At 62.8% G+C, this 25156-nt stretch carries 28 protein-coding genes; 11 read left to right on the forward strand and 17 right to left on the reverse strand.

Annotation, left to right across the window (positions count from 1 at the left end; all coding sequences use genetic code 11):
• Positions 1 to 45: 45 nt before the first annotated feature.
• From HJA_RS11050 to HJA_RS11065, 4 genes are read right to left on the reverse strand one after another with little or no spacing between them, the layout of a single operon-like run.
• Positions 46 to 1914, reverse strand: a complete 1869-nt coding sequence (locus HJA_RS11050; protein WP_035582109.1) for a feruloyl-CoA synthase — start codon at positions 1912 to 1914, stop codon at positions 46 to 48.
• A 34-nt stretch (positions 1915 to 1948) separates the two neighbouring features.
• Positions 1949 to 2734, reverse strand: coding sequence for an ion channel (locus tag HJA_RS11055; protein WP_035582111.1), 786 nt, complete (start codon positions 2732 to 2734; stop codon positions 1949 to 1951).
• Positions 2731 to 3321, reverse strand: a complete 591-nt coding sequence (locus HJA_RS11060; protein ID WP_155839936.1) for an HD domain-containing protein — start codon at positions 3319 to 3321, stop codon at positions 2731 to 2733. The genes HJA_RS11055 and HJA_RS11060 overlap by 4 nt, the downstream gene beginning before the upstream one ends.
• Positions 3318 to 4658 (reverse strand): dihydroorotase, encoded by a 1341-nt coding sequence (locus HJA_RS11065; RefSeq protein ID WP_035582116.1) that lies wholly within the window; start codon positions 4656 to 4658, stop codon positions 3318 to 3320. The genes HJA_RS11060 and HJA_RS11065 overlap by 4 nt, the downstream gene beginning before the upstream one ends.
• A 143-nt stretch (positions 4659 to 4801) precedes the next feature.
• On the opposite strand from HJA_RS11065, the gene HJA_RS11070 reads away from it, so the two are divergent.
• The 9 genes from HJA_RS11070 (at position 4802) to HJA_RS11110 (ending at position 10357) form a co-directional block, all read left to right on the forward strand.
• Entirely contained in the window at positions 4802 to 5443 is a 642-nt protein-coding gene (locus HJA_RS11070) for a carboxymuconolactone decarboxylase family protein (protein ID WP_035582117.1), read from the forward strand.
• A 2-nt stretch (positions 5444 to 5445) separates the two neighbouring features.
• Positions 5446 to 5985 carry a VOC family protein gene (locus HJA_RS11075; RefSeq protein WP_035582119.1) on the forward strand — a complete coding sequence of 180 codons (540 nt, stop codon included), beginning with the start codon at positions 5446 to 5448 and terminating at the stop codon, positions 5983 to 5985.
• 71 nt (positions 5986 to 6056) lie between these two features.
• Positions 6057 to 6476 (forward strand): GtrA family protein, encoded by a 420-nt coding sequence (locus HJA_RS11080; RefSeq protein WP_035582121.1) that lies wholly within the window; start codon positions 6057 to 6059, stop codon positions 6474 to 6476.
• 87 nt (positions 6477 to 6563) lie between these two features.
• Positions 6564 to 7109 carry a biotin transporter BioY gene (locus tag HJA_RS11085; protein WP_035582123.1) on the forward strand — a complete coding sequence of 182 codons (546 nt, stop codon included), beginning with the start codon at positions 6564 to 6566 and terminating at the stop codon, positions 7107 to 7109.
• A gap of 16 nt (positions 7110 to 7125) precedes the next feature.
• A complete protein-coding gene (gene ygfZ, locus HJA_RS11090; RefSeq protein ID WP_035582124.1) occupies positions 7126 to 7932 on the forward strand; it encodes a CAF17-like 4Fe-4S cluster assembly/insertion protein YgfZ in 807 nt (268 codons plus the stop codon).
• Complete coding sequence (locus HJA_RS11095) at positions 7925 to 8503, forward strand: DNA-3-methyladenine glycosylase I (RefSeq protein WP_035582125.1); 579 nt, start codon at positions 7925 to 7927, stop codon at positions 8501 to 8503. Before ygfZ ends, HJA_RS11095 begins: the two co-directional genes overlap by 8 nt.
• A 1-nt stretch (position 8504) precedes the next feature.
• Positions 8505 to 8813 (forward strand): hypothetical protein, encoded by a 309-nt coding sequence (locus HJA_RS11100; protein ID WP_035582126.1) that lies wholly within the window; start codon positions 8505 to 8507, stop codon positions 8811 to 8813.
• Entirely contained in the window at positions 8810 to 9118 is a 309-nt protein-coding gene (locus tag HJA_RS11105; protein ID WP_035582131.1) for a hypothetical protein, read from the forward strand. Before HJA_RS11100 ends, HJA_RS11105 begins: the two co-directional genes overlap by 4 nt.
• 117 nt (positions 9119 to 9235) lie before the next feature.
• The gene (locus HJA_RS11110; protein ID WP_035582133.1) at positions 9236 to 10357 is read left to right on the forward strand and encodes a beta-ketoacyl-ACP synthase III; all 1122 of its coding nucleotides are present in this window, start codon (positions 9236 to 9238) and stop codon (positions 10355 to 10357) included.
• 20 nt (positions 10358 to 10377) lie between these two features.
• Here HJA_RS11110 and HJA_RS18580 read toward each other — a convergent pair whose 3' ends face one another.
• Positions 10378 to 10530: a hypothetical protein gene (locus tag HJA_RS18580; protein WP_155839937.1), complete on the reverse strand. Its 153-nt coding sequence runs from the start codon at positions 10528 to 10530 to the stop codon at positions 10378 to 10380.
• Between the two features lie 179 nt (positions 10531 to 10709).
• Between HJA_RS18580 and HJA_RS11115 the strand changes: the two genes are divergently transcribed.
• On the forward strand, positions 10710 to 11327 hold the full coding sequence (locus HJA_RS11115) for an HD domain-containing protein (RefSeq protein ID WP_051597599.1): 618 nt from the start codon (positions 10710 to 10712) through the stop codon (positions 11325 to 11327).
• The gene (locus HJA_RS11120; RefSeq protein ID WP_035582361.1) at positions 11327 to 12274 is read left to right on the forward strand and encodes an NUDIX hydrolase; all 948 of its coding nucleotides are present in this window, start codon (positions 11327 to 11329) and stop codon (positions 12272 to 12274) included. Before HJA_RS11115 ends, HJA_RS11120 begins: the two co-directional genes overlap by 1 nt.
• A 1-nt stretch (position 12275) precedes the next feature.
• Here the strand turns inward: HJA_RS11120 and HJA_RS11125 are convergent, their stop codons facing one another.
• From HJA_RS11125 to HJA_RS11180, 12 genes are all read right to left on the reverse strand, one after another.
• Complete coding sequence (locus tag HJA_RS11125; protein ID WP_035582136.1) at positions 12276 to 13715, reverse strand: M16 family metallopeptidase; 1440 nt, start codon at positions 13713 to 13715, stop codon at positions 12276 to 12278.
• Position 13716: 1 nt separating this feature from the next.
• Positions 13717 to 15087 (reverse strand): M16 family metallopeptidase, encoded by a 1371-nt coding sequence (locus HJA_RS11130; protein WP_035582139.1) that lies wholly within the window; start codon positions 15085 to 15087, stop codon positions 13717 to 13719.
• Positions 15088 to 15132: 45 nt separating this feature from the next.
• Positions 15133 to 15624, reverse strand: a complete 492-nt coding sequence (locus HJA_RS11135; protein WP_051597600.1) for a DUF3035 domain-containing protein — start codon at positions 15622 to 15624, stop codon at positions 15133 to 15135.
• A gap of 15 nt (positions 15625 to 15639) precedes the next feature.
• The gene (gene lspA, locus HJA_RS11140) at positions 15640 to 16170 is read right to left on the reverse strand and encodes a signal peptidase II (RefSeq protein ID WP_035582366.1); all 531 of its coding nucleotides are present in this window, start codon (positions 16168 to 16170) and stop codon (positions 15640 to 15642) included.
• Positions 16171 to 16234: 64 nt separating this feature from the next.
• A complete protein-coding gene (gene ileS / locus HJA_RS11145; RefSeq protein ID WP_035582141.1) occupies positions 16235 to 19291 on the reverse strand; it encodes an isoleucine--tRNA ligase in 3057 nt (1018 codons plus the stop codon).
• A gap of 180 nt (positions 19292 to 19471) precedes the next feature.
• Positions 19472 to 20035, reverse strand: coding sequence for a type III secretion system chaperone family protein (locus tag HJA_RS11150; RefSeq protein WP_155839938.1), 564 nt, complete (start codon positions 20033 to 20035; stop codon positions 19472 to 19474).
• Positions 20036 to 20119: 84 nt separating this feature from the next.
• Positions 20120 to 20680, reverse strand: a complete 561-nt coding sequence (locus tag HJA_RS11155) for a YbjN domain-containing protein (protein WP_035582147.1) — start codon at positions 20678 to 20680, stop codon at positions 20120 to 20122.
• An 82-nt stretch (positions 20681 to 20762) separates the two neighbouring features.
• Positions 20763 to 21686 carry a riboflavin biosynthesis protein RibF gene (gene ribF, locus HJA_RS11160; RefSeq protein WP_035582149.1) on the reverse strand — a complete coding sequence of 308 codons (924 nt, stop codon included), beginning with the start codon at positions 21684 to 21686 and terminating at the stop codon, positions 20763 to 20765.
• Positions 21687 to 22118: a MaoC family dehydratase gene (locus HJA_RS11165; RefSeq protein ID WP_035582151.1), complete on the reverse strand. Its 432-nt coding sequence runs from the start codon at positions 22116 to 22118 to the stop codon at positions 21687 to 21689.
• 55 nt (positions 22119 to 22173) lie between these two features.
• Entirely contained in the window at positions 22174 to 23037 is an 864-nt protein-coding gene (locus HJA_RS11170; protein WP_035582368.1) for a TIGR01459 family HAD-type hydrolase, read from the reverse strand.
• Positions 23038 to 23069: 32 nt separating this feature from the next.
• The gene (locus HJA_RS11175) at positions 23070 to 23555 is read right to left on the reverse strand and encodes a hypothetical protein (RefSeq protein WP_035582153.1); all 486 of its coding nucleotides are present in this window, start codon (positions 23553 to 23555) and stop codon (positions 23070 to 23072) included.
• Between the two features lie 70 nt (positions 23556 to 23625).
• Complete coding sequence (locus HJA_RS11180) at positions 23626 to 24855, reverse strand: EAL domain-containing protein (RefSeq protein WP_035582154.1); 1230 nt, start codon at positions 24853 to 24855, stop codon at positions 23626 to 23628.
• Positions 24856 to 25156: the final 301 nt, after the last annotated feature.

The following is a 25156-nucleotide window of genomic DNA, read 5'->3' on the forward strand; positions in this document are numbered from 1 at the left end:
TCCTGTCGTCTCTGTTGCCCGTGTTTAGCCTGTCGGCATTTCCGATCAACGCCTGAGGTCTATGATTTCGGGTACGGGCTCTGCGGCATAAAGCTTGTCGACATCCGCGCGGCGCAGATCCTGCGTGCGGGACTGGTTGATATAGCCCTTCTCTGTGATCTCACCGGCATCGGCGCGCGGCGGCACCGGTTGCAGCAGGACACGGGCGATCCGCGCCGCCGGGTTCGGATGGTGGCGGTTGTGATCCTGGAGGCCCAGCGTGACATGCTCGATCACCTTGGGGTGACGGGCAAGGTCTTCCAGCGGCAGCGGCTCTCCGATGAGGCGCTGGCACCAAGCTTCGTTGAGGAAGCCGAGCAGTGTGATGTCGGCCTGGTTCAGGCCGCAGACGACGGCGTCGGACAACGCGCCACCCGTAGCGGCAACCGCCTGCACGCGCACCGTACCGGCGGAAACCCAGGTGCCGTTGGAGAGTTTGAACTCCTCCGCCGTACGGCCGTCAAAGGCGAGGCCACGCTCGGGATTGTCGGGATCGACGAAACGCACGGCGTCGCCGAGCTTGTAATAGCCTTCTTCATCGAAGGCTTCGGCCGTCTTGTCAGGATTGCGGTAGTAGCCCGGCGTGATGTTCACGCCTTTGACGCGCAGTTCCATTTTCTCGCCGTTCGGTACCATCTTGAACGTGTTACCCGGCAGCGGCAGCCCGATCAGACCCATCCGGTCGTTCGGCCAGTGGACGTTGGACGCCGTCGGTGCGGTCTCGGTCGCGCCATAACCTGCGGATAGCGAAATGCGCTCACCCGTTGTGCGGACAGCGACGGCCTGAATGCGCTCATAGATGTCCTGCCCCATCGAGGCGCCGCCATAAGCCATGCAGACGAGGCGAGAAAAGAAAGCGTCCGCCAGTTCCTGGTCGCGCTCCAGTTCCGTCGCCAGCGCCGCCCAGGCGGCGGGCACGGTTGTGTGCTGGGTCGTCGGCACATCTTTCAGATTGCGGATCATGGCCGGCAGGCGCGCCGGTGTCGGGGCACCTTCGTCGATATAGAGCGTGCCGCCCCAATCCAGCATGTTGTGCAGGATGGAGTGAGCCCCATACGTATGGCTCCACGGCAGGAAGTTACACATGACCTGCGGCCCGCCTGTGATCTCATCAAGGCGTGCTTCATCCCACACAGACCGGATCATACGGGCATTACAGGCGACCATGGAGTGCAGATTGATGACTGCCTTGGGCTCACCGGTTGATCCCGACGTCATCATGTAGCTGGCAACCGTGTCCGGCGTGAGCCGGTCATAGGCCGCGTCGGTTTCCGGCCCGGGCGCGCGTCCGAACTGTTCGATCCGGACGGCATCGCAGCCCTCCGGGGCCTCGCCGCCATGGATGACCAGCCGGCCCTCCATGCCCATCCCGTCCAGTCCGCGCTGATAGGCGGCGCCATCCTCGACATAGATGAATTTCGGCTCGATCAGATGGTCGATATATTTGAGGCGCCCGAGGTCTTCCGACAGCAGGGCATAAGCCGGTGTCACGGGGACGACCGGGCAGCCGGCCCACATCGCAGCATATTTGATCAGCGCATTGTCCACGGCATTGGCCGACAGGATCATCAGCGGCGCGTTCGGGCCGCCGCCAGCGTCGAGGAAGCCCTGCGCCAGGCGCTTCACCGTTGCCAGGCCCTGCGCATAGGTGACTTCCCGCCAGCCATCGCTACCGTCCTTCGGCCGTTCGGCCAGCCAGACTGTGTCAGGCCTCTCCGCAGCCCACTTCACCAGCGGCGCCAGCATGTGCGGCGGGCAGGCCTTCAGCGGATTGCCATTGTCCAGATAGATCGTGCCGTCATCCCGGCTGTCCACCTTCAGCTTCAGCGGAAGGTAGGGCACTTCGCGGAATGGAATATGTGCTGTGTCGGCCACGCTGTGGCTCTCCCTGATTTATTGTTTTTCCGGCTCAGACGAGGCCGCGTGTGGGAATGTGGACCACATGGCCGCAATGCTTGCAATGCACCGCATCCCGGTCGTGCATCATCAGGCCGCATTCCGGGCACTCGTACTCCACCTTGTCATTGGGCTCGATGATCGCTTTCAGCAGCTGCAGGAACAGGGTCAGGCCGAGGGCCATGATGATGATGGACAGGATCCGGCCCCAACGCCCGATCATCAGCACATCGCCATAGCCCGTCGTCGTCAGGCTTGTGACGGTGAAATAGAGCGCGTCCAGATAGGAATGAATGTTCGGATTGATCCCTACCTGCGTCGCATAGACCAGAGCCGACATGATGAAGACGAACACGATCAGGTTCGTCACCTTGTCGATGACCTGCTCATGCCGCTGGAAGAAGGGCGTCAGGATTTTCACACGCCGAACGAAGGTGAAGGCGCGGATGGCCCGCATCGCCCGAAGGACCCTGAGGAACGCAAAGTTCGACACCAGCAGCGGCGCCAGCATGGTCACCACGACCACGAGGTCTGCCAGATTGACCGGCCGAAAGAAGAAATTGACCTTGTGCCGGGCGATGTAGAGCCGGGCCATGTAATCGAACGCGATGACGATCCCGATCACATAGTCCAGCAGGACATGATGATAGCCGCGCTGCTCGAACGGCGCCCATAGGAAGTAGGCGATCGTCACAAAATCGAAGGTCAGCATCAGCCAGCGGAACCGGAATGGCCAGGGCCCATGGCCTTCATACAGCCAGAAAAGGGCGCGGTTCAGCCCTTTGCGTTCGTGCTTCATGGCCCCTGCTCCAACACCCGCACGGCGCGCGTCAGATTCGCCCGCGCCGCAGCGTCCCATTCTGCATGGGCGATGTCGGTGAAGTAAAGGCGCGGACGGGAGAGGAAGCCTGTCAGGATTGCGCCGCGCCCGGCGCGATAGGCCTCGTCCGGAACGAAGGCATATTCGGCGCGGATGTCCTGTTCGTACCGGTCATAGACGGCCTCCGGCGCACCGAGGATCGACAGGTCCATGTCCAGGAACAGGGCGAGGTCTTCAGCATCCTGCGCGGGCAGCCCTTCCGGCACGGTATGGGTTGCGGTGGCACGGATAATCGTGGCGGCAAAGTCTATGTCATGGGGTGAGAGATGGCCGGCCGCTTCCCGTTCCAGCATTCGCGCGCTCTGTTCCTCATTGTCTTTCGCCCGCGGGTCGTACACCGCATCATGCCAATAGAGCGCCCAAAGCACCGGACCCGGCCGGTTCAGATAGCGTACCCACCGTCGGTAATGCCCGAGCAGCGCGTCGACATGCGCCCATGTGTGATAGTGGCGCTGCGGCTCGCCATGGCGCTGGCGCAGGGCTTCCATCAGGGCGGCTGGGATCAAGTGGCAGGCTCCAGCGTCTCATTGAAACGCACCGGCTTGCCGCCGCCTTTTTTGACGATCTCGCCGTCACGCATGACGAAGCCACCACGGATGATCGTTGCGACCGGCCAGCCGGTTGCCTCGAAGCCGTCGAACGGTGTCCAGCCACATTTCGATTTCGACCAGTCAGTCGTGATCGTTTCCTTCCGCTTAAGGTCAACGACGGTGAAGTCGGCGTGATAGCCCTCGGCAATCCGGCCTTTATCAGCGAGGCCGAACACGCGCTGGGGCCCTGCGCTGGTCAGTTCCACGAACCGCTGCAGGCTGAGCTTCCCATTGTTCACATGGGTCAGCATGATCGGCACGGTGGTCTGCACACCGGGCATGCCGGAGGGGCTGGCCGGATAAGGCCGTGCCTTCTCTTCCTTCGTGTGCGGAGCATGGTCGGAGCCCATGACATCGACGATACCGGCGTTCAGCGCGCGCCACAGGGCATCCTGATGGCGCTGCTCGCGGATCGGCGGGTTCATCTGGGCATAGCCCTTGAGCCGCTCATAGCATTCGGGCGCCGCGAGGGTCAGGTGCTGCGGCAGGCACTCCACGCTGGCGATGTCTTTGGCATCGCGCAGCAATTCCATTTCCTCGGCCGTGGAGATGTGCAGCACATGGATACGCTTGCCCACTTTGCGGGCGAGGCGCAGCAGGCGCGTGGTAGAAGAGACGGCCGCCTCGACATCGCGCACAACCGGATGGCTGCGCCAATCCCCCTCCACCGCGAGGTTGCGGCGCATTTCGAGCCGGTATTCGTCTTCGGAGTGGAAGGCCGCCCGGCGCTTGATAGCGCGCAGCACGGCTTCGACACCTTCATCATCGGCAATCAGCAGGTCGCCCGTCGAAGCGCCCATGAAGACCTTCACCCCGCAACAGCCGAGCATGCGCTCCATCTCGGGCAGCAGGTCGACATTCTCGTGCGTGGCGCCGGCATAGAAGGCGTGGTCGACATCCATGCGGCCGGCCGCGCGGTCCAGCTTGTCCTGCAGAGCAGCCGGGGTCGTCGTGGCCGGATTGGTGTTCGGCATCTCGAACACGGCAACAACGCCGCCAAGCGCGGCGGAGCGCGCCTCGCTTTCAAGGTCGGCCTTGTACTCCATGCCCGGCTCACGGAAGTGCACCTGGCTGTCGATGACACCCGGCAGGATGTGCAGGCCGGTGGCGCCGTAGATCTCACCGGCAGACGCGCCGGACAGGTCGCCGATACGGGCAATGCGCTCACCGCGCACGCCGATGTCAGCCTCCATTTCACCACCGGGAGTGACGACAGTGCCGCCGCGAAGGATCAGGTCGTAAGTCTCGCTCATAAGGCCCTATATGCGCCTGCCTGCCCGTCATGTCACCCGCCCCGTCTGCACGTAAGATGACGCGGCGTGACACTTGCCCTTTGCGCCCCTGCGCATAGGCTGAATGCAGACTGCGGGACAAAACCGCGGCAGGAGGAAATGGAATGCCCAGGTTGAAACAGGCCGGGCGCGAGGCCGGCAACCCGTATGCCAACCGTCTCTTCGACATTTTGTTCGGAGACCGCGACCCGCTCACAGAGCCCGGCACCGCAACCGGAACGCCCGGAAACTGGTGGACGGTGTTCAACATCGTACCGGACGCCTTCGAGCATACGACAGAAGGCTTCCGCTTCTATCGATCGCCGAACCGCAAGCTGAGCGCGAAACATCGCGAGTTCGGGCAGATCCGGGCAGGCTATGCCGTTGGCAGCCAGTTTGTCTTTTCGCAGCACTGCAAGGCCGCCCGCGATGCCGGTTTCACCGAAGAACAGATACAGGCCATTCCGCACTGGCAGGTGGCGAATTGCTATGACGAGACAGAAAGGGCACTTCTCGCCTACACTGACGCGCTGGTGCTGGATCGCGGACGTGTGCCGGATGGGGTTTTCGAAACGCTGAAGAAGCACCTCAGCGACGAGGAAATCCTCGAATTCACCTACATCACCTGCACCTACATGATGCACGCGGTGATGAGCCGGGCGCTGCGCCTTGAATATGACGATGTGGATGAACGGGTGGTCGAAGTGCCCGCACCCACCGGCGATAGCGCCGATGTCATGAACATGGTCGATACGGAGGAGAACTGATCATGGGATACCATCACCTCGCCCTCGCCGCGAAGGACATGAAGGCGACGCACGATTTCTACGAGCGGATCATGGGCTTCGAACTGGTAAAGGTCGAAGTCGCACCGATTCCCGGCGGCGGCTGGGGCAAGCACTTCTTCTACCGCATGGATGGCGACGACAAGCGTTTCATCGCCTTTTGGGAACTGCACGATACTGCCGGGCAGGAAGGCTACAAATACGATCTCAACGAAGCCGCCGGCCTGCCGCCGGGCACGAACCACTATTCCTTCACCGTGGATACGGTCGAGGAGTTGCTGGCGTGGAAGGACCGCTGGAACGCCGCCGGGCTGGACGTGCTGGAGATCGACCACAACTGGTGCCACTCGGTCTACACCCGCGATCCGAACGGCAACATGGTGGAGTTCTGTGCCACGACGGGCAGCTTTACACCGGCCGACCGGGAACGCGCCCTCGCCGCGCTGGACGAGACCGAGTTCAAACCGTCTCCACCACCGGCGAAGATGCAGCCCTGGCCTGCCGCGGAAAAGGCAGACGCCTGACCGCAGGGGGATGTTAGGGATTCGCGTATAGGATCGCCCGGTCTGAAGCCAGCACGGGCACACGCGTGACCATGACATTCGATAGCGCAGCAGTGAAGCGGCTCCGGCAAAGCCCCGGCGCCCGCTATTTCACGGCCAGTCTTGCGGCGCTGGCCATCGACTATGTTGTGACGCTGGCGCTCTACTATTTTGCCCATCTGGACCTGTCGGTATCCGCCGCAATTGCGTTTATCGCCGTCGGGGCCGTGTTTTACCTCGTCCATGAATTCTGGACCTTCCGGCAGGAATCCTCCCGCTTTTCAACGCGCCGGATGGCCGCGAACATGGGCGTTCTGATCCTGTCCGGCGCCGTGCGGGTCGGGGTGATCGCAGCGCTGGAATGGGCGCGGGCACCTGCCGGCATCTGGGTGAGTCTGTATTTCGCAGCCGGGGTCGGCGCGTCTTTCAGCACCAATTACCTGCTCAATCGCTATTTCGTGTTCCGCCGCTGACAAGAGCTGTCAGCAGGGCTGCTTGACCCGTCGCCGGTGGCATCCCACAACTCGGCCTCCTTTCCCACCGGATACGAGGCCCTCCCCATGAAGCTCGCCCAGACCCGCCCCAACATCCAGACCCTGCTGCGCCCGCTGCTGATCGGCCTTGCCGGTGTTGCGGCCCTGTCGGCCTCCTCGCACATCTCTGTGCCGATGTACCCGGTGCCGATGACGATGCAGACGCTGGTTGTGCTGATGCTGGGCGCCCTGATGGGGCCGCGGGCAGGTGCTGCCACTGTGCTCGCATGGCTCGCCCTGTCGGTTACGGGCGCTCCGGTCCTCTCCGGCGGCAAGCCGGGCCTTGTGGCCCTTGCCGGCCCGACTGCGGGGTATCTGATTTCCTTCCCGCTCGTGGCGTTCGCGGCCGGGTACCTGCCGAAGGGCGACCAGCTTGGCGCGCATGGCGCCCGCCTCGCCGGCTTCCTGGCCCTGCACGGCGTGATCCTGTTTGCCGGCTGGAGCTGGCTGTCCGCGCTGACCGGGCCGGAGATTGCCTTCGCGACCGGCGTGGCGCCGTTCCTGCTGGGCGCGCTGATCAAGAGCGGTCTGGCCACGGCGCTGCTGGCCGCCTTCCCGCGCCGGTCGGCCTGAGCCGGGGACACCGAGCATGCGCTTTCCGCACCGCAGCCTGATCCGCCTTTCCGGGCCTGACACAATCGCTCTTCTGGAGCGGACCGTGACCAATTCCGTGAAGGACTGGGCGGCGGGCGAGGTGCGCTACGGCGCACTTCTGACCCCCCAGGGCAAGATCATATCGGACTATACCGTGCTTAGGACGGACGACGGCGTGCTTCTGGATGTGCATGAAGACGCCGCCGAAGACCTGATGAAGCGCCTCAAGATGTTCCGCCTGCGCGCTGCGGTCGAGATCGCGCTCGACGACACATTCGCCGCCGTTCGCGACCCGGATGGCAGCGACCCTCGGTCACCCACCCTCTGGGGCCGCAAATGGGTCCCGCTGGCCGAGGCCGGAGACCTGATCCCGGACGCCGACTGGACCGCTAACCGTATCGCGGCAGGCGTGCCTGAATGGGGCAGCGACTACCGCGCGGCGGAAGTCTTCCCGACCGACATCAACATGGATGTGATGGGTGGCATCGATTACAAGAAGGGCTGCTTTGTCGGGCAGGAAGTGGCCAGCCGGATGAAGCGGCGCGGCAAGATACGGAAGCGTACGCTGATCGTGCACGGCGCCGGCCTGACAGCCGGGGCCGACATTCTGGCAGGCGCGCCCATCGGCACCGTGACCAGCGCTGCCGGAGACACGGGCCTCGCCCTCGTCCGCACCGACCGGCTTCAGAAAGCCCTGACCGGCAGCGCAGACCTGACCTGCAATGAAGCGCCCGCCCGGTTCGAACTGCAGGACTGGGCCGAGGCGGAACTGGCTGCGCTGACGGAGACGGATGATGAGTGACGACTTCCCCTGCGCCTGGGCCCCGCTGACGGACGACCTTTACCGCACTTATCACGACACCGAATGGGGCGTGCCGGAATATGATGGCCGGGCGCTGTGGGAGAAGCTGCAGCTGGACGGCATGCAGGCCGGCCTTTCCTGGATCACCATCCTGCGCAAGCGCGAGTCCATCCGCGAGGAGTTCGACCAGTTCGACCCGGAGAAACTCGCCCGGTGGACACCAAAGCGCGCCGAGAAAGCGCTGAAAAATCCGGGCATCATCCGCAGCCCCAAGAAGATCGACGCCGTGATCGGCAATGCGCAGGCCTTCCTCGCCATGGAAGAAGCCGGTGAGGGCTTTGCCGACTATTGCTGGGGTTTTGTCGGCGGCGCGCCCATCGTGAACAAGTGGAAGCATTTCCGGCAGGCGCCCACCTCCACTGACTGGTCGGCGGCGATGTCGAAGGACCTCAAGAAGCGCGGCTTCAAATTCGTTGGCCCGACCATCGTCTATGCCTGGGCGCAGGCAGTTGGCATGGTGAATGACCATGACGTAACTTGCCCCCGTCACCGCGAAGTGCAGGAGATGTAAAATGCGCATCCTGTTCCTGCCTCTGATTTTGTTCGCCTCCGCGTGCGCCTCTGGCAGTGAACCTGCAACAAAGGCGCCCGAGACTGCGAGCGTATGCGATACGCTCGAACCTGGTTCCGACCGGCAGATGTGCCGCCAGACCGAAGACGATGCGAACCGTGACAATCGCCTGATCTATGAAAGCCGTTCCCGCGGCCTGCCGCTGGACCTTTGCGACCAGGTTCCGGACGGTTGCCAGATCCTCCCGACTGCCGAAGAATGCGCGCTGCACCCTGACCGCTGCAAAACGAGACCTACGGAGCCGCTATGAAATACGTTGCCATGACCGCCATGCTGGCCCTGCCGCTGATGGCTGGCTGTGTGTCTGCCAACAGTGCCGAAGGCGCGAAAGCCGAGGCCTATGCCAAATGCCGCTATGCCCCCGGGCCGGAAGAGCGCGAGAAATGCATGAAGACCGAACTGGCGCTGATCCAGGCGCGTGAGCGCAACGAGGCCCAGCGCATCCAGACCAACCGTGAAGACGCGGAGCAGCGCCAGGCCATTCTGGAAGCTTCCGGCGTCTCCCGCGAAGATGCGAAACAGACCATCGAGTCCGGCCTGCACCTGCCTGATTGATCCGGCAGGGACTGAACGGGCAACTCGACCCGGCCCCAAAGCCGCGCTACAGAAAATCAGCTAACGATTCAGCATCTTGCCGCGTGACCTGCATGCGGCTCGCATCAAGAGGGCACAATGAAGAACGCCGTCATCTCGTCCACGGGCCTGTGGACGCCGCCGCATTCCATTTCAAATGAAGAACTGGTCGAAGCCTACAATGCCTGGGCGGACAACTGGAACCGCGAGCGGGACGCCGATATTGCGTCCGGCCTGATCGAGCCGAAGACCCATTCCTCCGTCGAATTCATCGAGAAAGCCTCCGGCATCAAGGCGCGTTACGTAATGGACAAATCCGGCGTGCTGGACCCGGACATTATGGCCCCGCGCATTCCGGAACGCCCGAACGAGCAGATCTCGGTCCTCGCCGAAATCGCGGTGAACGCGGCGCGTCAGGCGCTGGAGCGGGCTGGCCGCAAGCCGGAAGACGTGGACGCTGTGATCTGCGCCGCCTCCAACATGCAGCGCGCCTACCCGGCCATGGCCATCGAAGTGCAGCAGGCCCTCGGCATTGGCGGCTTTGCCTTTGACATGAATGTCGCCTGTTCCTCAGCGACCTTCGGCATCCAGACCGCCGCCGATTTCGTGCGCACGGGGTCTGCGAAATCCGTGCTGATGGTGAACCCGGAAATCTGTTCCGGCCACCTGAACTTCACCGACCGCGACAGCCACTTCATCTTCGGCGATGTCGCCACCGCCGTTCTGGTGGAAGAGGAGAGCATCGCGCCGGCTGGTCACTGGAAGATTCTCGGCACGAAGCTGAAGACCGAATTCTCGAACAATATCCGCAACAATTTCGGCTTCCTGAACCGCGCGGCGCCGGAAGGCATCGGCGCGCCGGACAAGCTGTTCAAGCAGGAAGGCCGCAAAGTGTTCAAGGAAGTCGTGCCCATGGTGGCGACGATGATCGGCGAACATCTTGATGAACTAAACCTTCAGGGCACGGACCTGCGCCGCCTGTGGCTGCACCAGGCGAATGCCAACATGAACCGGCTGATCTCCACCAAGGTGCTGGGCCACGAGGCCAGCGCTGATGAAAGCCCGACCGTGCTGGACACCTATGCCAACACCTCATCGGCCGGATCGATCATCGCCTTCCACAAGCATTCGGAAGACTTCAAACCCGGCGAGAAGGGGCTAATCTGCTCCTTCGGCGCGGGCTACTCCGCCGGCACGGTGTTTGTCGAGAAAACGGCGTAAGACGAGCGGCCCCTGCGGGCTCAGTCGTACTCGTCGTCGCTGAACAGGTCGCCCCAGAAGACTTCGCGGCTGGACTTGGCAGCCTCGACGACAACGATGATTCCGCCCATCAGAAGCACGCAGAACGCCATAACCTGCCAGGGAGCCGTCTGTGCCACTGCTTCAAACATCATCACCGCCTTTTATTGAGCCGGGTAAACGGAGCTGATTCCGTTCCCTGTTGTCAGTGCAGCAGTTTTCGCGCAAAGCCCTTAACAGCGCATTTGGAAATAGGGGCGATCGCAGGGCGGGTTTGTAACCAGAATGCCCCCCTTTCTTTACCCTTGTTACTGATGCTTTAAAGAAGGCCTCCATGAGCGTTCGCAAGAAGCAATCCGTTAAGGCTCCGAGGGTCTGGCAGCGCATGCTGTCCGGCCGGCGGCTGGACCTTGCCCACCCCTCGCCCATGGATGTGGAAATCGAGGACATCGCCCACGGCCTGGCGCGGGTGGCCCGGTGGAACGGACAGACAAAAGGCGAGAATGCCTTCTCCGTTGCCGAACATTCTGTCATCGTGGAACGGATCTGCCGCAAGCTGGACCCGACCATGAGCGCAAAGCACAGCCTGATGGCCCTGCTGCATGACAGCCCGGAATATGTGATCGGCGACATGATCTCGCCGTTCAAGGCACTGCTGGGCGAAGGCTACAAGGATATTGAAGGCCGGCTGCAGGAAGCGATCCATATCCGCTTCGGCCTGCCGCCGGTCACCCCTGCGCGTTTGAAGAAGAAGATCAAGAAAGCGGACCTGATCTGCGCCTGGTTCGAGGCGACGCAGCTGGCCGGGTTTGACGAGGCCGAGGCCAACCGCTTCTTCGTGGTGCCGCCCGAAGGCGTGCGCCTGCGCCTCGCCCCGAAATCCGTGACCGACGCACAGAACGCCTTTCTGGCCCGGTTCCGCGAAATCATGACGGAGATCGGCACGCCATGATGAGCTCCGCATCTCCGCTGCTGATTGGCCTCTCCGCCGTGATGGTGGCCATCGAGGACGACATGCCGCTGGTGCTGGTCACGCGCCGCGGCAGCGAGGATGCGCTACCCTTCGGCCCGTTCCACCCGGACAAGCACCGCACGTTCGACCTGTCGCTGCGCGGCTGGGTGCGGGAACAGACGGGCTTTGAACTCGGCTATGTCGAACAGCTCTACACATTCGGCGACCGCGACCGGGAAACGCCGGAAGCGACACTGGCCGGCGCTCCGCCGGATTCCCGCGTCATCTCTGTCGGTTATCTTGCACTGACCCCCGATGCCCGACCGGCCGGAGCCGGTTTCGAAGCCCGCTGGCAGAACTGGTACCGCTATTTCCCCTGGGAAGATCACCGCAACGGCCGCCCGCAGCTGATCGACAACCAGATCGCGCCGCGCCTGTTCACCTGGGCGGCCGGCAAGGAGCTGCGGCTGGAGCGGGCAAAGATCGCGTTCGGCCTGGATGGCGCGCGCTGGGCAGAGGAGCGCGTGCTGGACCGCTACGAGCTGCTCTATGAAGCTGGCCTCGTGGCTGAGTGCGCACGCGATGCGAACCTCGCCGAGCCGGACATTGCACTGGGCGAGGCGATGGCCTCCGACCACCGGCGCATTCTCGCCACCGCCATCTCCCGCCTGCGCGGCAAGATCAAATACCGTCCGGTCGTGTTCGAGCTGATGCCGGAGCGGTTCACCCTGTCGGCGCTACAGCGGACGGTCGAGGGCATTCTCGGCCTCAGCCTGCACACGCAGAACTTCCGCCGCGCGCTGGACAAGACGGGGCTGGTGACGGGCACGGGCGCCATGGAGACCGGAACGGGCGGGCGCCCGGCCGAGCTTTACCGCTTCTGCCGGGACCAGGCCATCTCGACCGGCGCGCCGGGCCTGTCGACCCCGCGCCGGTCAGCAGACTGACTTATTCTTCCGCTTCGGTTTCGAACTCTTCCTCGGCGATGCCTTCCGGCTGGCCCACGGCGATGAAGAGATACTGCTGCGGATCGAGATATTCCTTCGCCACGCGGTTCACATCTTCCAGCGTAACTGCGCGCACCATGTCGTTGCGCGTGTCGAAATAGTCGATGCCGAGTTCTTCCTGACGAACGCCCATCATCTGGCTGGCGATCTTGGCATTTGAATCAAAGCCCAGCGGGTAGGAGCCGGTGAGGTAGGCCTTGGCATCCGCCAGCTCTTCCTCGGTGACACCGTTCTGGGCGAAGTCTTCCATCTCGGCCTTGATGCCTTCGATGAATTCACCGGCGCTTTCATTCTTGGTCTGGCCGCCGCCACCCCAGGTCTGCAGGTGTTCGCCTGCCGACAGGCTCGTATAGATGCCGTAGGTCAGGCCTTTCTCGATACGGAGGGTTTTCATCAGCCGGCTCTCGAAGCCGCCACCGCCATAGGTATAGTTCAGGACATAGGCGGTGAAGAAATCCGGATCGTCCCGCTCAAGGCCCGGGCCGGTGAACTGTACCAGAGATTGCGGCTGCGGCAGGTCGACGACAATCGGATCAGCAGGCTCCAGTTCCGGCAGGACGATGTCCGGCGTTTCCGGCAGTGTCGACGTCTCGGGAAGCTCGGCAATAACCTCGTCGATCATCGGTGCCAATTCTTCCGGCGTGACCGCACCAACTGCGGTGACCAGCAGGCGGTCTTTCACCATCAGCTTGCGCATCTGTTCTTTCGCCAGTTCCGGCGTCAGCGCTGCGACACTTTCCTCTGATTTCGTCCGTGCATAGGGGTGGTCGGGATAAAGCGCCTGCGACGTGGCTTTCCAGGCGAGATAGCCGGGGCTCGTCTCACGGGTCTTGAGACCGACCTGCTGCTCACGGCGGAAACGTTCGAACGGGCCTTCGTCGAACCGCGGATCGGCAAAGGCCGTCGCGATCAGGTCCATGGCATCACCGGCATTGTCGGTCAGCATGGAAGCCGAGCAGGAGGTCCAGTCATTCGAGGCCGAACAGGCGAAGCTCATGTTCAGGTCTTCCATCCGCGTCTGGAAGCCAAGGGAGTCGAGATCGCCGGCGCCTTCATTCATGTGATAGGTGACGGCATCGGTCAGGCCCTCCAGCCCCTCCGGGTCGCTCGCCTCGCCGCCTTTCCACGCCATGTTCAGCGACAGGATCGGGATCGAGGGTTCCGACACCAGCCAGACCGAAGCGCCACCCGGCGTCGTGAATTGCTGGATCTCGGCGAAGTCGCCGGAGTGAACCGCGACTTCAAGCGGTGCCGGTTCCTCGACGGTCTCCACCTCGACTTCGACAATTGTTTCCGGCTCCACCGGCGGCGGATTGAAATAGGCGCAGGCGGACAGGCTGGTCGCGGCAAGCAGGCCGGCGGTAAAAGTCAGGAGTCTCATATCAGTTTCCTTCCTCGGACGGCAGCAGCTGTGCCTCGATGTAATGACGGTCGGGGCCAAACACGGTGCGCACGGCGGCGATGGCCTCTTCCGGCGTAACCGCGCGGACATCATCCGGATAGGAAAGGACGCTCTCAATCGTCCCGCCGATGGCGAGGGTCGAACCGAAGACATTCGCCATGGTCGACTGGCTGTCACGCGCATAGATCGCGCTTGCGGCCAACTTGTTCCGGGCCCGGATGACTTCCTCTTCCGTGAAGCCCTCTTCCAGCGCCTTGCCGACTTCCGCCATCACGGCCGTTTCCAGCTCATCCATGCTGACGCCTGGGGCCGGGCTGGCCGAGATCACGGCCGGTCCCTGATCGTGCAGATCGGTCCAGGCATAGGTGGAGGCGCTGATCGCCAGTTGCTGTTGCTCCACAAGCGACTGGTAGAGGCGGCTGGTCATGCCGCCGCCCAGTACTTCCAGGCCAACCTCGAGCGCATAAGCCTCTTCCGGGGAGCGGATCTTCGATACGCCATTGTAGTAGCGGCTCCAGACCGGCTGACGGACTTTCGGGTCGGAATGGATGAGCAGGTCGTTCTCGGTCAGCAGCGGCACGTCGCGCCATTTGCGCTGGCCATGTGCCGTGCCGGTCGGAACGATCTGGCCATAGGTCGCCTCGGCAAGCGTGCGCACTTCGTCTTCGGTCACATCGCCGGCGACGACCAGGATGGCGTTCTCCGGGCTGTAGTATTCATGATAGAAGTTCAGGCCGTCTTCCGGCGTCAGCGCGGCCACTTCATCCATGTTGCCGATGACAGTGATCTCGTAGGGATGGCCCTTCCACAGTTCGGACAGGACCTGTTCCTGCAGGATAACACCGGGATTGTTGTCAATCCGCTGGCGGCGTTCTTCCTTCACAACATCCCGTTCGGAGATGAAGGCGCCTTCCGGGTCGTCATCGATAACCAGGTTTACCATGCGGTCCGCTTCCAGCTCCATCATCGTGCCGAGCTGTTCCTTGGCCACGCGCTCGAAATAGGCAGTGTAGTCCCAGCTGGTGAAGGCGTTGGACTGGCCGCCATTGCGCGACACGATGGAGTCGAACTCACCCGGCGCCAGCGTATCGGTCTGCTGGAACATGACGTGTTCGAAGAGGTGGGCGATCCCGCTCTTGCCGGGCGCCTCATCGACGGCACCAACCTTGTACCAGACCATATGGGTCACGACCGGCGCGCGGTGATCGGGGATCACGACCACTTCCATGCCATTGTCGAGTTCGAAGGTTTTGGGGGTCCATGCCTCTGCCGGGGCGGTGGCATTGTCAGCCAGGGCCGGCAGGGCAAAGACGGCAAGGGCCACAAGCCCTCCGGTCAGTGTCCGTTTCATGGGCTTGTTCCCTTGCAAGAGTTGGAGGTCCGACACCGGGCTGGATCAGGTTCCCGGCAGCTTGACGCGCGGCTTGGCCGACGTGCTTTCGATTATCACCGGTTCATTGCCGGTAGCGTTGTCCGTCGCCGCCGATTCAGCGTCTTCCGGATTGTCCTTCCGCCAGAACAGGATGCGGTCGGTGATCGTGGTCGGCTTCCGGATCGACTTGAACTCTTCATAGTCGAGGCGGGTGCGGATCATCGGGCTGACGGCATTTGCGTTCGCTGCGGCCACGAGCGCCCGTTCCGAGGCGCTGGCATTGACGCCGAGCGTCGCGCCGAAGGCGGCTGCATTGTCATTCTGGGCGGCCTCCACTTCAGGCGGGAGCGACTCGCCAGCCCCCGGCGGGCGCAAAGAATAGTCCGGCGGCACAGTCAGCGGCGCTTTGGTGACAACCCGGAACTCGTCCGGCGTACGGGAACCGGCTCCGCTGGAGCAGGCCGCCGTCGCCAGGCAAACGGCGCCCAGGGCCAGAAGGGAAAGCTGCGTCTTCATGTGGCGTCCTCGCCTCTAAGTTTTGGATGGCCGGTCCGGTTTCCCGGACGGCTTTCTACCCGACAGTACGAATTGATCGACAAACAGCAAGACCGCGCCAACACTGATCGCAGCATCGGCGACATTGAAGACCCACGGAAAGTGAAGGGCGCCGGCGTTGATGAAGTCCACCACGGCACCGAAACGCACGCGGTCGATCAGATTGCCGAACGCCCCGCCGATCACCAGTGCCAGCGACAGTTTCAGCAGCCGTCCTTCGGCCACCAGCAGCCAGCGCAGGAAGCCCAGCGCGATGGCCAGCATGATGCCGGCCAGGATCCACCGGCCGATGCCCTCGGACTGGAACATGCCGTAGCTCATGCCCCGGTTCCAAACCATGGACAGGTTGACCGGGCCGGGCAGTTCGACCGTTCCGCAGGCAAAGCTGTTATGGAAGCATTCCATCGCACGGAACCGCTCATTCGCCAGAACCATCGATTTGGTCACCTGGTCTGCAATCAGCGTGACCGGAATGATGGCCAGCGGCCAGACCTGAGCAGGTTTCATTTGCATGCGGGGAGATTGCACCCCGTCCCCGTCAGATCAAGCGATTCCGTGCAGGTTTGTCCGCTCACTCGCCGTGCGTCGCATCCCAGGCCTTCACGGCCAGCGCATCACGCGGGGTGATGTCCGGAAATTCCGGATCGGCGATGGCCGGGTCGAAATACTTCCAGCTGCGCCGGCATTTGATGCCCTCGGCTTTTTGCGGGTAGACGACCACACCGGGCGTGTCGTCCAGCGTGAAGCCGCCACCCTTGCCTTCCAGCGTATTCACCAGCTCGACGCCCGACGTGATGAACAGGTCGGCTGCGTCTTCGCCTTCGAAGGCTTTCACCAGGTCCTCATCCGCAATGTGCACCACCGGCGCCGCCTCCAGCGAAGCCCCGATACGCTTCTCGCGGCGTTCCACTTCCAGCGCACCGGTCACGACACGGCGCACGGTGAAGATCTTCGCCCAGCGCTCTGCCAGCTTCTCGTCTTTCCAGTCTTCCGGCGTGTCCGGGAAAAGGAGCAGGTGGACCGAGTCCGCCTTGCCGCTGAGATGGCTTTCGAGGAAGGCCTCTTCCATCGTGAACGGCATTACCGGCGCAAGCCAGGTGAGCAGGCGCTCAAGGACGGCGGCCATGACCGTGCGCGCGGCGCGGCGGCGGTTGCCATAGACGGTCGTGAGATCATCCCAGGCTTCCATCGTGCTGAAACGCGGGTCGCAATAGAGGCTGTCTTTGCGGATGTCGAAATAGACGGCCGACAGGTCCACGCCCGCGAAATTGATGAGCAGGCTCATCACACGCTTGAAGTCGTAGACCGTGTAGGCGGCCTTCACCTGCGCATCGAGCTCGGCGAGTCGGTGCAGGACCCAGCGTTCGAGACCCGGCATTTTCGCCGCTTCGATCGCCTCGTCTTCCGTCCAGCCGTCGAGCGCGCCCAGCAGGTAGCGCACCGTGTTGCGCAGTTTGCGGTAGGTTTCGACCGAGCCCTTGATGATCTCGTCGGAGATGCGGAGGTCTTCGGTATAGTCGCCGGACGCGGTCCAGATGCGCAGGATCTCGATCCCGTACTGTTTCTGGATCTGTTCCGGCTCGATCGTGTTGCCGATCGATTTGGACATCTTCTTGCCTTCGGCATCGACGATGAAACCGTGCGTCAGCACCTGTTTGTAGGGCGCCATGCCGCGCGTGGCGCAGCATTCCAGCAGGGACGACTGGAACCAGCCGCGATGCTGGTCGGAGCCTTCCATGTAGAGGTCCGCCTGCCCGGTTTCGGGATCGATGATGCCGCGTTCGCGCAGGGCGAAGGCGTGCGTGGTTCCCGAGTCGAACCAGACGTCGAGCACGTCCGTGACCTTGTCCCATTCATTGGCCGACAGGCCGAGGGGGCTCAGGAAGTCTTCCGCCGGCGTATCGAACCAGGCTTCGACGCCGCCCTTTGAGATGGCGGTGCGGATGGCTGCGTTGAGCGCGTCCGCCTGCTCTTTCGCCAGCGCGGCCGTGTGCGGCTCACCCGACTTGTTGACGAAGATGGTGATCGGCACGCCCCAGTTGCGCTGGCGCGAGATCAGCCAGTCCGGACGGCCCTCGACCATGGACCGCAGCCGGTTGCGGCCGACGGCCGGGAAGAATTCGGTCTCGTCGATGGCTTTCAGCGCGTTCTCGCGCAGCGTCTTGCCGTTCGGGCCGGGCTTGTCCATCGAGATGAACCATTGCGGCGTAGCGCGGCGGATGACCGGCGCTTTCGAGCGCCAGGAGTGCGCATCGCGGATCGTCGTCATGCCGCGTGCGAGCAGATTGCCGCTCTCGGCGAGGGCCGCGATCACTTCATTGTTCGCCTTGCCCGGCTCGCCGCGCTTCTTGCCGCTGGTGCGGATGATGTCCATGCCGCCGAAGCGCGGCACATCCGGCGTGTAGCAGCCGTCCGGATCGACGATCTGGCGGATTTCCTGCGTCGTGTGGCCGGACTCGACCCAGACATTGAAGTCGTCCTCGCCATGTGCCGGTGCGGTGTGCACGAAACCGGTACCGGCATCGTCGGTGACGTGCTCACCGGCGAGGAGCGGACGCAACTCCGACCAGAATTCCTTAGCCCAATGGTCATCGAACCGCCCGTCCGGGCCGCTCCGGACAAAGGGGTGATGCAATTTGATATGATTGAGGTTTTCCTCAGCGGTCAGTTCAATCACTTTTCGGAATGATTTGACCTTCGCTGCGGCCATCACCTCATCAACAAGCTTATCCGCAACGATGAGGAGATCACCCGGCAGCGCATAAGGTTCGAAGCCCAGTTCTTCAGAGGAATAAACCTCCTCCACGCGATACAGTGAATAATCGACATTCGGATTAAATGCGACGGCCTGGTTTGCGGGAATGGTCCACGGAGTCGTTGTCCAGATGACAACACTCGCGTGTTCCAACTCGTCGAAATGGCCGCTCGGGTCCCCGGTATATTCCGCAACAGGAAACTTCACCCAGATCACCGGCACCTTGCGGTCGTGGTATTCGACTTCCGCTTCGGCGAGCGCTGTGCGCTCCACCGGGCTCCACATGATCGGCTTGGCGCCGCGGACCAGCGAGCCGGTCATCGCCATCCGCAGGAATTCGCCGACGATAGAGGCTTCACTCTCGAACTTCATCGTCAGGTACGGATTGTCCCACTCGCCCTCGATGCCGAGGTTGCGGAATTCCTTGCCCTGCACCTCGACCCATTTCTCGGCATAGGCGCGGCAGGCGGCGCGGAATTCTCCGGGCGGCACATCGTCCTTCGTCTTGCCCTTGGCGCGGAACTCTTCTTCCACCTTCCATTCGATGGGCAGGCCGTGGCAGTCCCAACCCGGCAGGTAGGACGCGTCGAAACCCGCCATCTGGTGCGAGCGGACGATGATGTCCTTGACGATCTTGTTCATCGCCGTGCCGAGGTGGATGTGGCCGTTGGCGTAGGGCGGGCCATCATGGAGAATCCACGGCTTCGCACCGCGTTCCTTCGCATCGGCGCGCAGGCGGTCGTACAGGTTCAGATCGTCCCAGCGCCTGATCCAGTCAGGCTCACGCTTGGGCAGGCCGCCACGCATGGGGAATTCGGTCGCGGGCAGGAACAGGGTGTCGCGATAATCTCGGTCGGTCAGGGAATCGGTCATGGATCTTCAGTGTGAACGGATTGGAAGAGGAATGCAGGGCTCGAAAAGCAAATCCCGGCCTCGCCCAGACCCTTCGGTGGGGTCAGCGCGCAGCCGGGCGGCTAATTCGAATTGTGAATATCCGGTCCATCGGCAAGCGCCTTAACAGGCAGAGGTTAACCTGTCACTAGGGCGGATGCCTCAGCGCGGTGCCGTGACCGCGGCCTGTGGCGGGCCATAGGCCAGGCGGCTGGCCACTTTGGCGCACAGGGCATCGAAAACGGCCGCATTCTCGATCAGATTGCCCCAGGTGATGCCCTGATCGAGGATCACATAGCGGGATACATGCACCGTATCCCGGTCCTCCTTGTAGATGGAGACAGCGCTGAAGGACCGGTCAATGGCCGTGACCTCCTCATAGGACATGGCCGAGCCGAAAGCCGCCATGAACTCGACGCCCCGGCAATCGGTCGCCGCCTCATCCGCACAAACCGAATAGATCCCGAGCGTCAGGCCATCCGGCAAGCGGGCGAATACGAACGGGGCACCCGTCTCATTCTGTCCGGCTGCCAGGAATGCACCGCCGAGATCGTCGACGAGCAGGCGAAGGTCATCGAGCTGGACATTGCGGATCAGGACATCCGGAGACCGGCTGACACGCGGCACGTCTTCCAGTGTCTCTGGCGGCGCCACAGATACCGGTTGAGCCAGCGCCTCACTGCCTGCGAGTGCCCAAAGAAAAAATGCTGCGAAAACAGTCCGCAAACCTCACCCCTTGCCTGCCAATTCCCCGCCAGACATATCTCATGCCCGGCTTCGATGTCAGTAATATGGCAGACCCGAGGCGGGTTACTCGCTGTCCTCGTCTTCTTCGTCCCACAGCCAGTCGTAGTCGTCCTCATAGGGCCAGATGACATCTGCCACGAGCGGGCCCAGGGCGAGTGCATTCTGGAGATTGATTTTCAAATTCTCCATCCGCTGACCGCCGTCTAGGATGATGTAGCGGGTGACGCCAAGCGTCTCGCCCTCCTTGTCCCACCAGGTGGAAACCGCGGCGTAGGCGAGGTTGGCCTCATTGATCTTTTCCGCCGTGACGTCCTCGTCGCTGTCGTAACGGACCTGCACCATCATGCCGAGGCAATCCTCGGAGTATTCGGAGCCACATGCCGTGCCAATCAGGTGGAAGATCAGACCGTCGGCATTTGTTGCCCGGACCGAGACATCGCCCTCGCCGCCAACTTCGGTGATTGTATGGCCTTCGGAAACCGCGATAGCCTTCAGGTCTTCCAGGTTGACGCTGCGCACGATCCGGTCGTCATTCGCCAGAGACGTGTCGGCGCTGAACTCCTGTGCGAAAGCCGGGAAGGATATGGCCGCCGCCAAGGCTGCCGTGGTGAGCAAAGTGCGCATGGGAAACTCCCTGTTGCTGTCCCCAGATGGGCGCAGCATGGCGGGGTACGGCGGTAATGAAAAGAGAAAAGTCTAACGAAATTTACAGATTCGCGAGGCGTTTGCGGGCTTCTGCAGCGTCTGCGTGCATGGCTTCAACCAGAGCATCCAGATCGGCAAACTTCAGTTCGGGCCGGATGAAGGAGATCAGCTGGACCTCCAGCCACTTGCCATAGAGGTCACCGTCGAAATCGAAGATGTGGGTCTCCAGCAGCGGATCGCGGATACCGGTCGTGGGCGTGCGGCCGAAATTGGCAACACCGTCCAGCCAGTCGCCCTGCCGGTCGATCCGCGCCCGCACCGCATAGATGCCGTGGCGCGGATGGATCAGGTCGCCGAGGTGCAGGTTTGCCGTCGGGAAGCCGAGGGTACGGCCATTCTTCTCGCCGCTCTCGACGACGCCATCGGCGATCCACCAAGTGCCAAGCAGCTCAGCAGCCGTTTCGGGTTCGCCGGCATGGAGCGCCTGCCGGATGGCCGTGGACGACGCCTTGCCTTCCAGCTCAATCACTTCGTCAACGATCGTTACCCCGAATCCGAGGGCCCGTCCGAGACTGGCCAGCCGCTGGGCATGGCCCATCCGGCCGCGCCCGAACCGGAAGTCGAAACCGACAGACACATGGCTGACTGACAGCCCCTCGACAAGAACTTCGCGAACGAAGGCTTCATCGGTCATCGACGCCATTTCGCCATTGAACGGCAATTCGAACACCGTATCGGCGCCAGCTGCCAGAATGGCGTTATTGCGCCGCTCAGGCCGGAAAATACGGAAAGGCGGGTCGCTTGGCCGGAAATAGGCGCGCGGCGGCGGTTCGAAGGTGGCGACGGAGAACTTGCCGCCGCCCGCCTGCTTTGCCGCCTCCATCACCGCCCGGTGGCCGGCATGGAGCCCGTCAAAATTGCCGAGCGCAATCGAAGCGCCCCGCGCGACGGCGGGCAGGTCCCGGTAGCCGGCATAGACAGCCAATCAGGCCCCCCGGCTCGGTGCGACCACTTCCGCGTCACCGGCGATGACACGCTTGCCATCCACGATGCACTCGATCTTGAGGACAACCCGGTTGCCGCGGTCGATCTTCTCGGCGACCGTCGCCCTCGCCGTGACCGTGTCGCCGATATAGACCGGACGCCGGAACCGCATGTTCAGCCCGACAAAGACCGCCCCCGGTCCCGGCAGGTTGTTGCCGAGGATGCCGGAGATATAGCTGGCCGTCAGCGCGCCATGGGCGATGCGCTTCTCGAACATGGTCGTGGCGGCATATTCGTCGGACATGTGCAGCGGATTGAAATCGCCCGACACTTCAGCAAAGCGCTGGATGTCGTCTGCAGTGATCTTGTGCACGGTTTCGTGCGACTGCCCGATTTCGAGGTCTTCGTATTTGAAGCCGGTAAATTCAGTCATTCCGGGATGCTCCGATTCTTTCGACGGGCTTCGTTACACGCCTGAGGGCGATGCGTCACCATCTTAAGCCTGTCATGGCCCAGGTTGCCTGCTCGCCATAGGCTGCCAGCAATTCGGCGACTTCCTCTTCGAAATCCTCGCCATGCTCCTTGAGACCGGTGCCGACATAGAGGCTGTCAAAGCCCTGCACGCCTGCGCCGCGTACATCCGTGCCGGGGCTGTCGCCGATGCAGAGGATGCGTGACCGGTCGAGCGGCTTGCCGCCGGTCAGCGCCTCGACCCGCTCAATAGCGAGATGATAGATCGGCGGGTGCGGCTTGCCGGGATAAATCACTTTGCCGCCAAGGTCTTCGTAGACATCGGCCAGAGCGCCTGCGCACCAGTAGAGCTGGCCGCCGACACGCACCTGCTTGTCCGGATTGGCGCAGATCATGGGAAGGTTCCGGGCGATGCCGGCGGAGAGTTCCTCGCGATAGTCTTCCGGATGCTCGCCGACATGATCGCGCAGGCCGATGCACAGCAGCAGGTCGGCTTCGTCGGCCTCGGTGAATTTGAGGTCCAGCCCCTCATAGAGGTGGCGGTCGTGCTCCCAGCCTTCATCAGCGCCGAGACGCCAGACGGCCTGCCCCTTGCGCCGGACCAGTTCCGCGCGGGTGGCATCGCCGGAGGAGACACAATCGTCGAACGCGGCGTCCGGCACACCCAGCGGCTGGAAATAGCGCGTCACCTGCGCTTTGGGCACTGGCGCATTGGTGATCAGGCAGACATGCCCGCCGCCCTCGCGAAAGCGCACCAGCGCCTCGCACGCCTCGGTAAATGCGCTGCGGCCATTGTGGATCACGCCCCAGACGTCACACAGGATCGTGTCGTAGCGGCTGGCGATTTCGGAAAGCCCTTGCGGGAATTGCGGTGCGGTCATGCGCGGCGAGGTAAGCTGCGCAGGCGCTTCGGTCAATCGCGGGATTGGCAGGCGCTGGCGGGCAGCGGGTTCAGGATCCACTGATTGGCCGTCGGGATGGAGACCGAATTGGCGAAATAGCAGCCCTTGATACGGATCACATGGCCGAGGCTTGTCTCGTCTGAATATTGGGGCGCGTAGTTGCAGGAGACCATGTTTGCGGCGTGCTGCTCCGGCGTGCCGGGTCGGACTTCCAGCAGCAAATGGTTGGACCCGGTGGGGACTGAGACCGACTTCGCGCTGACCTCGCCATGACTATCGCAGACTATAACGGACCATGAGCCGTCTTCCTGCTGCCCTGCCGGATCAAGCGGCGGCGCAATCGAGAGGTCCAGCCAGACCGGGCCTTCTTCCAGTGCCTGGAGCGACTCGGGCGCCTCGAATTCCACAGGCCCCGGCAGGTCCGCGACGACCGTCCGGACCTCTCCGGCCGCGGCACCGGCGGGCAAGGCAGCAAGCGCCAGGATTATCGCACGCATGAAAACACCTCCGCTTTGAAACGGAGGCCAGCACACACCGGGATTGGGGCGATTTGAGGGAGACCGGCGCCTAGCCGAAATTGGTCAGGCGCTGGACCATTTCCCGCGGCGGGGCGGTTTCTTCCATCAGCGAGGCCTTGATCGGGCGCGGCGCGCCGAAGACATGGCCCTGACCATACGGGATCTCGTATTCGAGAATTTCGACGACGCTCGCCTCGTCTTCCATCTTCTCGGCCACCATGGTGATGCCATAGCGGGAGAACACGGCGGAGACTTCCTCGCCATCGACGCGGCGGTTGATGGAGGACACCGGACGCGGGCCAGCCGGGTCACGCAGCTGGTCGATCAGGGCGCCGCCATTCATCTTCACGAAGCGCACGCCGGCCGACTGAAGACGCGGCAGGTCGAGACCGAGGTCCGGGGCGTGGTCGATGGAGAAGCGGAAGCCGAGCGCGGTCAGCTTGTCCATATTGTCCCGCATGGTGCGCGAGCGGGTTTCGAACCGGTCGGCGCGGATCTCGAAAATGACGGCGCCGGAGAGGTCCCGGTTTTCCGTCATGAATTCAAGGAACATCGGGAAGAAGGTCGAATCTTCCAGCGAGCTTGCGGCGATGTTGCAGAAGACACCAACGCGGCGGTCACGCTCTGCCAGGCGGCGCACGATCTGCACGCAGCGGAACAGGGTGAAATTGTCGATCTGCCCCATCAGGTTCGCGCGGCGGCCGGCGTCGAGGAATTCCGCCGGCAGGATCAGAGAGCCATCCGGGCGGCGCAGCCGCGTGAAGCCTTCATAGAAAGAGACGCGGCGCTGCGGCAGTGACACGATCGGCTGCAGGTGCAGATCCACCCGGCCATCCTTCAGCGCGTCACGCACATCGCGGAGAATCGCATCTTCCTGCGGGGCGACGATCTTGTTGGTGGAGGTTTCCGCCAGACGGGTTTCAAAGCTGTGGGACAGCCGGTCGATCAGGCTTTCCAGCTGCTTCATTTCCGAGACCAGCGCATCGCGCCGTTCGGTCAACTCATGCTTGACCGTTTCCTCGACCACGTCAGTGCGCGCTTCGATCACGTCCATCCGGCGTTCGGCGTCACGGTTCTCTTTCTCAATTGCCTGCATGCGCGCATCGATTTCGCGCTTCGAACTGCCATTGGAAACAAGGACGTGGATCTGGCTGAGAACGGCGGTCGTCAGCACGCCAGCGCCGATGGAGATCGGCAGGCCGAGTTCCAGCACCGTCGCGCCGGCGTATCCGGCGGCACCGCCGGCTGCCATGTACAGCAGGAACAAGATAAACGTCATCAGCTCAGCACCCGAAACAATTCGTCAATCTTAACAGATAAGGTCCAGAAGTTAACGAATTGCTTGGATGTGGCGCAATTTGGGTGGTCCGGCAATCCCGCCGAACATTGTTGCGGAGAGGTCACAGACACGGCGCGTGTCACAATCGGATACAAACCGTAACTGGACAGGACGCGGAACGCCCGATAGCCAAGAGTCAGAGACCCGGCACCACCGGTCCGCGGCCATCTTATTGGCCGGAGCGGGGGCAGTCTCGGGGGAGACACGGGGCGCGCAGAAATGTGCGCCCCGGTCCTTTCTC

It is taken from the genome of Hyphomonas jannaschiana VP2 (assembly GCF_000685215.1).
GTDB lineage: Bacteria > Pseudomonadota > Alphaproteobacteria > Caulobacterales > Hyphomonadaceae > Hyphomonas > Hyphomonas jannaschiana.

Coding starts and splice junctions, on each gene's coding strand:
- HJA_RS11130 (WP_035582139.1), bottom strand. CDS start 15,087: ATGAAACGGACACTGACCGGAGGGCTTGTGGCCCTTGCCGTCTTTGCC.
- HJA_RS11065 (WP_035582116.1), bottom strand. CDS start 4,658: ATGAGCGAGACTTACGACCTGATCCTTCGCGGCGGCACTGTCGTCACT.
- HJA_RS11070 (WP_035582117.1), top strand. CDS start 4,802: ATGCCCAGGTTGAAACAGGCCGGGCGCGAGGCCGGCAACCCGTATGCC.
- HJA_RS11170 (WP_035582368.1), bottom strand. CDS start 23,037: ATGACCGCACCGCAATTCCCGCAAGGGCTTTCCGAAATCGCCAGCCGC.
- HJA_RS18580 (WP_155839937.1), bottom strand. CDS start 10,530: ATGATGTTTGAAGCAGTGGCACAGACGGCTCCCTGGCAGGTTATGGCG.
- HJA_RS11135 (WP_051597600.1), bottom strand. CDS start 15,624: ATGAAGACGCAGCTTTCCCTTCTGGCCCTGGGCGCCGTTTGCCTGGCG.
- ileS (WP_035582141.1), bottom strand. CDS start 19,291: ATGACCGATTCCCTGACCGACCGAGATTATCGCGACACCCTGTTCCTG.
- HJA_RS11180 (WP_035582154.1), bottom strand. CDS start 24,855: ATGACGTTTATCTTGTTCCTGCTGTACATGGCAGCCGGCGGTGCCGCC.
- HJA_RS11175 (WP_035582153.1), bottom strand. CDS start 23,555: ATGCGTGCGATAATCCTGGCGCTTGCTGCCTTGCCCGCCGGTGCCGCG.
- HJA_RS11100 (WP_035582126.1), top strand. CDS start 8,505: ATGCGCATCCTGTTCCTGCCTCTGATTTTGTTCGCCTCCGCGTGCGCC.
- HJA_RS11095 (WP_035582125.1), top strand. CDS start 7,925: ATGAGTGACGACTTCCCCTGCGCCTGGGCCCCGCTGACGGACGACCTT.
- lspA (WP_035582366.1), bottom strand. CDS start 16,170: ATGAAACCTGCTCAGGTCTGGCCGCTGGCCATCATTCCGGTCACGCTG.
- HJA_RS11110 (WP_035582133.1), top strand. CDS start 9,236: ATGAAGAACGCCGTCATCTCGTCCACGGGCCTGTGGACGCCGCCGCAT.
- HJA_RS11055 (WP_035582111.1), bottom strand. CDS start 2,734: ATGAAGCACGAACGCAAAGGGCTGAACCGCGCCCTTTTCTGGCTGTAT.
- HJA_RS11080 (WP_035582121.1), top strand. CDS start 6,057: ATGACATTCGATAGCGCAGCAGTGAAGCGGCTCCGGCAAAGCCCCGGC.
- ygfZ (WP_035582124.1), top strand. CDS start 7,126: ATGCGCTTTCCGCACCGCAGCCTGATCCGCCTTTCCGGGCCTGACACA.
- HJA_RS11085 (WP_035582123.1), top strand. CDS start 6,564: ATGAAGCTCGCCCAGACCCGCCCCAACATCCAGACCCTGCTGCGCCCG.
- HJA_RS11120 (WP_035582361.1), top strand. CDS start 11,327: ATGAGCTCCGCATCTCCGCTGCTGATTGGCCTCTCCGCCGTGATGGTG.
- HJA_RS11165 (WP_035582151.1), bottom strand. CDS start 22,118: ATGACTGAATTTACCGGCTTCAAATACGAAGACCTCGAAATCGGGCAG.
- HJA_RS11155 (WP_035582147.1), bottom strand. CDS start 20,680: ATGCGCACTTTGCTCACCACGGCAGCCTTGGCGGCGGCCATATCCTTC.
- HJA_RS11075 (WP_035582119.1), top strand. CDS start 5,446: ATGGGATACCATCACCTCGCCCTCGCCGCGAAGGACATGAAGGCGACG.
- HJA_RS11115 (WP_051597599.1), top strand. CDS start 10,710: ATGAGCGTTCGCAAGAAGCAATCCGTTAAGGCTCCGAGGGTCTGGCAG.
- HJA_RS11125 (WP_035582136.1), bottom strand. CDS start 13,715: ATGAGACTCCTGACTTTTACCGCCGGCCTGCTTGCCGCGACCAGCCTG.
- HJA_RS11105 (WP_035582131.1), top strand. CDS start 8,810: ATGAAATACGTTGCCATGACCGCCATGCTGGCCCTGCCGCTGATGGCT.